Raw genomic sequence first — 9,569 nt, 5'->3', positions numbered from 1 at the left:
AATGAGACTTTATACACGTACAGGTGACAAAGGAAAAACAAGTATTATTGGAGGAAGAGTCGACAAGGACAATATTCGAGTGGAAGCATACGGAACCGTGGATGAAGTAAATTGCTTTGTCGGGCAAGTTATTACTGAGCTTGATGTGGAAATATTCTCAGATGTTTTAGCAGATTTAGAGAAAATTCAGCATGAACTATTCGATTGTGGCGGGGATCTCGCCAATGTTTCTGAAAAGTACGAGCTAAAGCTGCAAAAAGAAGCGATTGAGTACTTAGAAAAGAAAATTGATGAGTACATTATAGAAGCCCCGGTGCTAGAAAGGTTTATTCTACCAGGTGGAACAAAGCCTTCAGCATCGATTCATATTGCAAGAACAGTGACAAGAAGAGCTGAGCGATTAGTTGTTACATTACTGAAGGGAGAAGAAAAAGCTCCTGAATTAGCTTTGCAATATTTAAATCGCCTTTCAGACTATTTCTTTGCACTGGCCAGGGTGGTAAATTATCGATTGAATGTTAAAGATGTAGAATATGTAAGAAGTGCAAAGGTATTTAGAGATGGTAAACAAAAAGATGACAAGTAGGATGCTAAGTTTACTCGCATTGTTCTCAGCATTATCTGCTGTGGGCGCCGCCATTAAAATTCCTGCCATTGTTGGCAGTGTAGCTTTTGATGTATTCCCAGCCTTAATTGCTGCTGCTCTGTTAGGCGGTGGTGCAGGTGCAATTGTCGGTGTTCTAGGTCACCTGTTATCTGCCCTAATTGCGGGGTTCCCTTTAGGTCCAATGCATGCTTTAATTGCAATCGAAATGGCAATCCTTGTATGGATGTTTGCTCTTGTTTTTAAAAAGGGAAAAAAAACAACTGCAAGTATCATGTTTATCCTTGCCAATGCTTTTATCGCACCATTACCATTTATTTTTTTAATGAATCCAGCCTTTTATCTCGCCATAGTTCCTTCACTGATTATAGGGTCAATCATTAATACTGGTATAGCACTAGTTGCGATTCCTCGTCTCCGTTTTCTGGTCAGTCAAGAACGTATTAAAAGAGACGTAAAGCTATGAGAGATGTTATTACCATTCCAATAAATGGTGATGAATCGCTGATTATCGCGAGTGATAATAGTGGTGCAATTGGAATGAAAGAACATGATCAAGTACATGTTTCCTACCAAACAGTTGCCTATTTTTCTTTTCGGGTAGCTGTTATGGAATGTATCGCAGCAGGCGGGAAGCCGTTTTCTGTGGTCCTTCATAATTTTTGTGGGAACGACTCTTGGGGGGAACTTGTAAAGGGGATTGAAAAAGGCTTAGAAGAATTAAACCGGCAGGATGTGTCGATAACAGGCAGTACAGAGAGTAATTTTCATTTACAACAATCTGCAATCGGATTAGTGGTTCTTGGAAAAAAGCATGTAGATAAACAGAATGAACTTCATATCTCATCCCACCATAAATTCGCCGTCATAGGCAGTCCATTAGTTGGGAACGAGGTTGTGGACTTTGCAAATCAGGTAGTCCCTTTATTGACTTTTTTGGAAGTATCTAAACTCAAGGATGTCATCACTTGGCCAGTAGGATCTAAAGGGATCTTAACGGAATTGAATCAGATTTTTCCAACCAAGGTATTTACAAAGGATAGGCTCGAAATAAATCTTGATGTTATAAAATCATCTGGGCCATCAACGTGCTTTATTATTGTTTATGATCAAGACCAAGAAGATGAAATAAAAAGATTGGCAGCAGGATATTTTCATTCCTTAACAGTTTATAAGTAAAAAAATATAGCACGCCATTGTGGCGTGCTATTCTTTTAAGCTTTGAAGCTTCTGGATGATGGAATCAATGCCTTTTCCGATTGAAAACATGGCATCCTCGAAGCCCTTTTTCAAAGTTGGAGCTTGTTCCTTAAGCTTTTCACCTAGTTTTTGGGCATTTTGGTTTAATTCCTTGCTTATTTTCTCTGCCTGCTTCTTAATCTCTTCTCTTGTCTGTACTTTGCCAGCTAATTGATCATTTATCGAGAGGACATCAAACGTTTCCTTTGGTAAATGGGGTAGTGACTCTTTCATGATTTCTTTGAAAATCGGCACCACATTTCCTGAACCGTTGCTTGGCAAGTAATGCTCGCGGTCGGTTTGGTCATATCCAATCCAAATTGCAGCAACCAGGTTTGGGGTATATCCAACCATCCATTGATCCTTTGTACCGCTAATATCAGTAAAAGGGAGCTGGGTAGACCCTGTTTTCCCGGCAATTTGCACATCCGGAATATGAGTATTTTTACCAGTTCCAGATTCTACCACATTAAGAAGCATAGATGTCATATCATCAGCAATTTCCTTAGTAGTCACCTTTGTCGTTTTCGATTCACGTTCTGCAAGAATATTTCCAGTTGGACCGACAATTTTTGTGATAAGATGGCTGTCGTGTCGTTCGCCGCCATTTGGAAAAACAGTGAATGCATTCGCTAATTGCTGCGGAGATACACCTTTGCTCATACCACCTAAAGCAATGGCCAGGTTTTGATCTTCTTTTTCGACTGGCAAACCAAAGGATTTGAGTGATTCTATCCCTTTATCGAGTCCAATCTCATTTAAGAGCCAAACAGCTGGAATATTTAACGATTCCTCCAACGCTTTATACAACTGAACCTTGCCCTGATAGGTTTTCGAGAAATTTTCTGGCTTGTATTCACCGAATGAAGTGGGCTCATCGACAAGCTCCGAGTTAAAGCTAAAACCTTCCTTAAGTGCTGGAGTATATACAGCAAGCGGTTTAATGGCGGAACCTGGCTGTGCTCTTAATTGGGTAGCGCGGTTAAATCCTCTAAACACATGTTCGCCACGTCCACCTACAAGTGCAAGTACTCCACCTGTTGCCGGATCCATAAGAACCGACCCGCTTTGGACAATTTGATTACCTTTTCCTTTCGGGAAAAGGGATTTATTACTGTTTACTTTTTCAAGTCCAGTTTGGAGATTTTGGTCTAATTCGGTATAAATACGATAACCCCGTGTTAATATCTCTTCCTGTGTTAATCCGTATTTAGAAATTGCTTCATTCAATACAGCATCAACATAATAAGGGAATTTCCGCTCAACCAAACTTCCGCTGCCGCTATTAATCTTTATCTGTTCATTTATAGCCACGTTGAATTGTTCTTCGTTAATGAAACCAAGTTCTTTCAACTTACCTAGGACAACATTTCTCCGTTTCATTGCCACGTCATAGTTTATAGTTGGATCAAGGTAATTGGGTGATTTTAGCAAACCGGCAAGCAAGGCTGCCTCACTGACCGTAATTTCATTAATTGGTTTATTAAAATACCTTTTGGAGGCATTGCCGATTCCCCATGCACCTGAGCCAAAGTAAACTTGATTTAAGTACATTTGCAGAATTTCATCTTTTTTATAAACCTTCTCAATCTTTACTGCTAAAAATAATTCTTCCGCTTTTCGTTTATAGGTTTGTTCAGGAGAGAGTAAGGCGTTTTTTGCTAACTGCTGGGTAAGTGTACTGCCGCCGCCGGTTATTTCTCCCGCAAATAAATTGTTGAAAAGAGCCCTCGTGATGCCCTTAATATCAAAACCATGATGCTCATAAAAGCGTTCATCCTCAATGGCAACAACCGCATCAGGAACATATTTTGGGAGTTCCTCAATCTTGATACCCACTGTTCTATTAGTGGCAACATTTGTAGCCACTTGGCCATTTTTATCATAAATGACGGTCGGTTGGCTAAGCCCTTCCTTTAATGACTGGACATTTGCCCTCATGGCAAGCCAGCCGAAATAGACAATTGTTACAAGGACAACAATTAAAATGACTAATAAAAAAAACTGTGTTAGATGCTTCTTTTTCCAAAAACGGACAATCATTTCCCAATAAGGGCGTAATTTCTCCATTTGTTCTCCTTTCCTACAAAAGGATTTTGTTTTTTCATTATAAATTTTTTGCCGAAAAAACACCAATAATAGCCTTTGCTCGTAATTATCTCATAAAAAACTTTAATACTGTGTTATTAGCGGACAACCTTTTTAAGTCCAAGCATATGTTAAAAGCAAGAACGACTAAAACATATGAAGGGGATGAGAAAATGATTAACTGGAAGGTCCGCTTTAAAAACAAGAGCTGGGTTATGGCATTCGTTGCGCAGCTCCTGATTGTTGCACAAATGCTTTTAGGAGGATTAAATGCATTGGGCATTACCGACTTTCAACTATCTGATGCGATTCAGCAATCCATTTTAACTTTTGTTAATGCCATTTTCATTTTGCTTTCGATGATGGGGCTTGTACAAGACCCTACAACGAAAGGTATGAGCGACAGCGAACGAGCAAAAACGTATCAAAAACCTAACTAATATAGTATAGAAAACGCTTGGATTTAACAATGTGGGTGGATTCGAGCGTTTTTTCGTTATTATTGTAGAAAATTGTAAATAAAAGAAGAGTGAAATTTCAGAATGATATAGTCGTAAAACGGTATAATTAAGATAAAGGTTAACATTTCTACTATGAGTATTCCAGTTAGAAAGGGGTTCTTGATATGTGGTATTGGATTGGTATGGGAATGCTTATATCCATTCTTTTTATTATTCTCGAGGAGTCAATCTATTTACTTTGGAATCGCTATGTATATGGATCAAAAGATAGAAAACCGAGGCTATGGATTAATAGAATCACATTGGGAATCTTCTTTTTAATACGATTACATTTAAGAGATATTCGGCAAAAGTACATAAATAAAGTAGGCTCAAATTAGTTGAACAACGCATAGAAAATTCCTTTACCAATTGGTAAAGGAATTTTTTATACGTGTACTTTTGAATGAACTTTTGCAATCGAGGTGTCTTGTACGATTGGTAATGTAATGTTGACCGTGGTTCCGCAGCCGAATTCACTATCAAAAACAATGTTCCCTTTGTGAGATTGAACAATTTTATAACTAACGGTTAAGCCTAAGCCGGTCCCTTTTTCCTTTGAAGAATAAAAGGGTTCGCCCATTTTTTGCAAACGTTCCGTTGATATACCGCAGCCATTATCTTTTACAGTAATGGATATTTTATCATTTTCAATTCGTTCTAGATTAATCCATATTCTACTATCACTTTTCGACGCCTCTATGGAATTTTTGATTATATTAATAAATAATTGCTTTAACTGGTTTGGCTCACATTCTAGGATAATTTCTTCTTTTGGAAAATTAAACTCAATTTGGACATTGTATAGGCTTGCTTCTACCGCTAATAACGAAATAACATCGTTTAATATTTTTTGAATCGCCACTTTTGTATATTTTATATGCTGTGGTTTCGCTAATAGCAAAAGTTCACCAACAATGTGGTTAATTCGATTTAATTCATCTAACATAATTTGGTAATAATCTTGATGTTTATCATCTTCCATTTGTAACAATTGGACAAACCCTTTTAATGAGGTAAGTGGATTTCTAATCTCATGGGCAACACTGGCAGATAACTCGCCGACAACGGATAGTTTTTCGGTTCTGCTAAGACGCTCTTCTGTTTGTCTTAATGTAGTAATATCTCGTCCGATAATGACTAAACCTTCTCTGCTTCCATCCTCGTGGAACAGTGGGACTTTAATGGTATCGAATATTTTCGATGTTCCATCAGGTAGTGGGACAACCTCTTCACAGCGTGTGATGGTTTGATTGTCCCACGTTTCTTCATCCGATATTTCACAATTTTTTAGTGCTTCCGCATAGAAATCAGTAAATTTTGCTAATTCTGAGTCTTTTTTCCCGCGATAATCGACATTCTCAAGCTGAAATAATTTCAGCCCAAAATCATTGGATTGAATCCATCGTCCTTCACCGTCTTTAAAGTTTACAAAATCAACCATTGAGTTTATTAAAGTAGATAGACGCTTTTCTTCTTCTTTCGTGGTATCAAGCTCTTCTTTTTTGAGAATGAAAAAATAAAATATTCCACCCGTGACAAGAATATAGAAGATCTCTTTCCCTCGTTCAACATAATTATCAAGGGATGAAGGAATAAAATGTATCAGAATAAAATTACTTACGGAAAGCCAAATCAAACTGCCAATTAAGTACAGTAATACCAATTTCGTTTTCGTCATTTACCTCTCCTGTTTTCTCTGGACGGAAGTTCCGGATTTTACACTAATATAGTTGTATATTATATAGTACTCGAAATTTGAGAATTATGGAATATCAGAATGCTGGAAATCTACATATTTACATTAAAAAGGTTTATTGCAATTTTTAATAAAAAAACTTGTTTTATCTGAAAGTTCAGAATAAAATAGAGTCAACATACTAACCGGTAGGTATGAATCCGGTTTTGTCTGCATATATTTCCAAACGGCTGTGGGAGTGAAGGTGTTACCTGCTTTATTGTTAATACTAATATTTGTAAGCGGTATCTAATATTTTACTAGTTATCGATAATAGAATTTTAGGAGGAATATAAATGGCAGGAAGGTTTACTGGAAGAGTGGCCTTTGTTACAGGAGGCAGCCGCGGAATTGGCAAGGGTATAGTGGAAAGTTTCACAGAAGAGGGTGCAAAGGTTGCTTTTATTGATTTAAATGAAGAGGCATTAGTAGAAACAACAAATGAATTGAAAGAAAAAGGCTATGAGGTTTTTTCAAAGGTTGCGAACGTGGTAGATGCACAGCAGGTAGAAGGTGCGATGAAGGAGGTTTATGAAGCATTTGGCTCCATTGATATTCTAGTGAATAATGCAGGAGTCATTCGCGATAATCTATTATTTAAAATGACAGATTCTGATTGGCAATCTGTTATGGATGTTCATTTAAAAGGATCCTTTAATGCTGCACGTGCGGCACAAAAATATATGGTTGAAAACAAATACGGTCGTATTATTAACATATCATCGACTTCTGCTCTTGGTAATCGAGGTCAAGCCAATTATGCTGCGGCAAAAGCGGGATTGCAAGGGTTCACAAAGACACTTGCCATTGAGCTAGGCAGATATGGGATTACAGCAAACTCTGTAGCACCAGGTTTCATTGAAACTGAAATGACTATGGAAACCGCTGCAAGGATTGGTGTTCCATTTGAGCAATTAATCCAAGCGAGTGTAGCCCATATCCCTGTTGGAAGAAGTGGAAGGCCTGAGGATATCGCTAATGCAGTTGCCTTCTTTGCAGATGAAAAATCTTCTTTTGTAAATGGTCAGGTAATTTATGTAGCGGGTGGACCGAAAAATTAACCGAAAAAGTGAGGCGAATGGATAGTGTTCAGCGATCAAGTTGGAAAACGTTCAAATAAAGTGAAGAACGCAGTCGAACGAGGGGCCGTAAAGAAATTTGCGGAAGCTATCGGAGACCTACATCCCATTTATTTCGATGAAGAAACAGGTAGAAATTCACGCTATAAAAACAATATTGCCCCGCCTACATTTCCGAGGACGTTTGATTATGGTGTTATTGAGGGCTTAAACCTGCCAAACAAAGGTTTAATTCATGGAGAACAAACTTTTCATTACGAGCGTCCTTTACTGGTGGGTGAAGAGATTTTATGTTACTCCGAAGTAAAGAAATACTTTGAGAAAAAAGGTAACTTTGGTGAAATGGGATTTCTCATTTTAGAAAGCTTTGGTGTGGATTTAGCAGGTAATACAATTTTCAGTTCAACATCAACAGTTGTTATTTCTGAAGCAGTGAGGAAGGTGCTAGCAAAATGAGTACTCTTGTGCAGTTACAAGTTGGAGAATTATTAGAAGAAATTCAGTTAGAGCCAGTCTCAAGAATTGATTTAATTAAATATGCAGGTGCCTCTGGAGACTTTAATCCGATTCATACCATTGATGAAGAAGCTAAAAATGCTGGATTACCAGGGATAATTGCACATGGAATGTGGACAATGGGAAATCTAGCAAAGCTATTTACTCCTTATTTTGAAGAAGGCTTCGTAAAGGATTATTCCATCCGCTTTAAAGGTATGGTTTTTTTAAATGATGTAATAACGCTGAAAGCTATCTTGAAGGAAGTAAATGAGCCTAATCTTCGCTTTAAAGTTCAAGCTATAAACCAAAATGGGAATGAAGTCTTAAAAGGGGAAGTTTTATTTAATCAGTATTAAATAATCATGAACCAGCCATTACTTCCTTGGGCTGGGTTAATTTCTAGGAGTTGTAGTCTAAGGAATGATAGGTCAAAGTGAACAAAGATGGAAAAAAATTATGGGATCACTATAAGAGGTTCATAGTTTCCGTTAGATGGAAAATAAAATGATTTGGGTAACTATAATTTATTGCCCCAAATGGAAAAATACAAGGCGGTCCGGCCGTTATAAAAGAGTGGAGTGACCGAAAGACATTGTAAAAGTCTCCGACGAGTAAAAGAGATTTTGGAACAGAGACTGACAATAAAAACGTAACATATTCTTATTTTTGTAAGTCATAATTGCTTTTTTTACTTTTTTTTTGAAACATTATACAGAATCATATATAATTTTCGTTAGGGTCAATCTCAGTAATGGGGCTTGTCTACATATTTTAATACGATTAGGAGTCAAAACAATGGAAAAAGTACTTATTTTCGGTCATAAAAATCCTGACACAGATACGATTTGTTCTGCGATTGCCTATGCAGATTTAAAAAAGCAGCTTGGAATGGATGTTGAACCTGTTCGCCTAGGCAGCGTTAATGGTGAAACGGAATATGCTCTTACATATTTTAAGGCTGAAGCTCCACGCTTGGTCGAAAGTGTTGCAGCTGAAGTGAATTCAGTTATCTTAGTCGACCACAATGAGCGCCAGCAAAGCGCCAATGATATTGCAGATGTTCGTGTTTTAGAAGTAATCGATCACCACCGTATCGCTAACTTCGAAACAAGTGATCCTTTGTACTATCGTTGTGAGCCAGTAGGCTGTACAGCAACCATCTTAAATAAAATGTACAAAGAAAATGGCAAGGAAATCAAAAAGGAAATTGCTGGACTTATGTTGTCTGCCATTATTTCTGATTCATTATTATTTAAATCCCCTACTTGCACCCCTGAAGATGTAGCTGCTGCAAAAGAATTAGCTGTAATTGCTGGTGTAGATGCTGAAAGCTACGGTCTTGAAATGCTAAAAGCGGGTGCCGATTTAAGTGACAAGAGTATTGAACAATTAATTACACTTGATGCAAAAGAATTCGAAATGGGTACTAGTAAGGTAGAAATCGCTCAAGTAAATGCAGTTGATACTGCTGAAGTTCTTGCCCGTCAAACTGAACTAGAAGTGGCAATTACAAAGAATATTGAAGAAAAGAACCTAGATTTATTTCTATTTGTAGTTACGGATATCTTAACGAATGATTCTGTTGGTTTAGCACTAGGAAGTAAAACAAGTGTTGTTGAAAAAGCATACAATGTTACGTTGGAGAATAACACAGCTGTTTTAAAGGGTGTTGTTTCACGTAAGAAACAAATCGTACCAGTGTTGACTGATATTTTCAATCAAGGATAATTTTGAAGTGAAACCGTTCTTTTTACAGGAACGGTTTTTTTTACTGAGATGATCAGTCAGAACTGTTACGTTGACTGTACACTTTAGGATATGGT

The 9,569-nt window shown here is 37.5% G+C and carries 11 protein-coding genes; 9 read left to right on the top strand and 2 right to left on the bottom strand.

Annotated features, from left to right (window positions below; all coding sequences use genetic code 11):
* Position 1 precedes the first annotated feature (1 nt).
* The 3 genes from J2Y03_RS12860 to J2Y03_RS12850 are packed head-to-tail and all read left to right on the top strand — an operon-like array spanning position 2 to position 1,783.
* Complete coding sequence (locus tag J2Y03_RS12860; protein WP_310194690.1) at positions 2-586, top strand: cob(I)yrinic acid a,c-diamide adenosyltransferase; 585 nt, start codon at positions 2-4, stop codon at positions 584-586.
* Between the two features lies 1 nt (position 587).
* Entirely contained in the window at positions 588-1,070 is a 483-nt protein-coding gene (locus tag J2Y03_RS12855; protein WP_310194686.1) for an ECF transporter S component, read from the top strand.
* Positions 1,067-1,783 carry an ATP-binding protein gene (locus tag J2Y03_RS12850; RefSeq protein ID WP_310194685.1) on the top strand — a complete coding sequence of 239 codons (717 nt, stop codon included), beginning with the start codon at positions 1,067-1,069 and terminating at the stop codon, positions 1,781-1,783. Before J2Y03_RS12855 ends, J2Y03_RS12850 begins: the two co-directional genes overlap by 4 nt.
* Before the next feature lie 27 nt (positions 1,784-1,810).
* Here the strand turns inward: J2Y03_RS12850 and J2Y03_RS12845 are convergent, their stop codons facing one another.
* The gene (locus J2Y03_RS12845) at positions 1,811-3,913 is read right to left on the bottom strand and encodes a PBP1A family penicillin-binding protein (RefSeq protein ID WP_310194683.1); all 2,103 of its coding nucleotides are present in this window, start codon (positions 3,911-3,913) and stop codon (positions 1,811-1,813) included.
* Positions 3,914-4,059: 146 nt separating this feature from the next.
* Here J2Y03_RS12845 and J2Y03_RS12840 point away from each other — a divergent pair, with 146 nt between their 5' ends.
* Positions 4,060-4,371, top strand: a complete 312-nt coding sequence (locus J2Y03_RS12840) for a phage holin (protein WP_310194680.1) — start codon at positions 4,060-4,062, stop codon at positions 4,369-4,371.
* A 185-nt stretch (positions 4,372-4,556) separates the two neighbouring features.
* A complete protein-coding gene (locus J2Y03_RS12835) occupies positions 4,557-4,772 on the top strand; it encodes a hypothetical protein (protein WP_310194679.1) in 216 nt (71 codons plus the stop codon).
* A gap of 47 nt (positions 4,773-4,819) precedes the next feature.
* Here the strand turns inward: J2Y03_RS12835 and J2Y03_RS12830 are convergent, their stop codons facing one another.
* Complete coding sequence (locus J2Y03_RS12830) at positions 4,820-6,112, bottom strand: ATP-binding protein (RefSeq protein WP_310194676.1); 1,293 nt, start codon at positions 6,110-6,112, stop codon at positions 4,820-4,822.
* 353 nt (positions 6,113-6,465) lie between these two features.
* Between J2Y03_RS12830 and fabG the strand changes: the two genes are divergently transcribed.
* From fabG to J2Y03_RS12810, 4 genes are all read left to right on the top strand, one after another.
* Complete coding sequence (gene fabG / locus J2Y03_RS12825; RefSeq protein ID WP_310194674.1) at positions 6,466-7,230, top strand: 3-oxoacyl-ACP reductase FabG; 765 nt, start codon at positions 6,466-6,468, stop codon at positions 7,228-7,230.
* Positions 7,231-7,254: 24 nt separating this feature from the next.
* A complete protein-coding gene (locus J2Y03_RS12820) occupies positions 7,255-7,704 on the top strand; it encodes a MaoC family dehydratase N-terminal domain-containing protein (RefSeq protein WP_310194672.1) in 450 nt (149 codons plus the stop codon).
* Positions 7,701-8,102 carry a MaoC/PaaZ C-terminal domain-containing protein gene (locus tag J2Y03_RS12815; protein ID WP_310194669.1) on the top strand — a complete coding sequence of 134 codons (402 nt, stop codon included), beginning with the start codon at positions 7,701-7,703 and terminating at the stop codon, positions 8,100-8,102. Before J2Y03_RS12820 ends, J2Y03_RS12815 begins: the two co-directional genes overlap by 4 nt.
* A gap of 439 nt (positions 8,103-8,541) precedes the next feature.
* Positions 8,542-9,474 carry a manganese-dependent inorganic pyrophosphatase gene (locus J2Y03_RS12810; RefSeq protein ID WP_132095600.1) on the top strand — a complete coding sequence of 311 codons (933 nt, stop codon included), beginning with the start codon at positions 8,542-8,544 and terminating at the stop codon, positions 9,472-9,474.
* Positions 9,475-9,569: the final 95 nt, after the last annotated feature.

It is taken from the genome of Neobacillus niacini, assembly GCF_031457145.1.
GTDB classification, from domain to species: Bacteria; Bacillota; Bacilli; order Bacillales; family Cytobacillaceae; genus Neobacillus; species Neobacillus niacini_J.
Note: the sequence above shows the minus strand (reverse complement) of the source record. Positions and strands in the feature narration are given on the sequence as shown.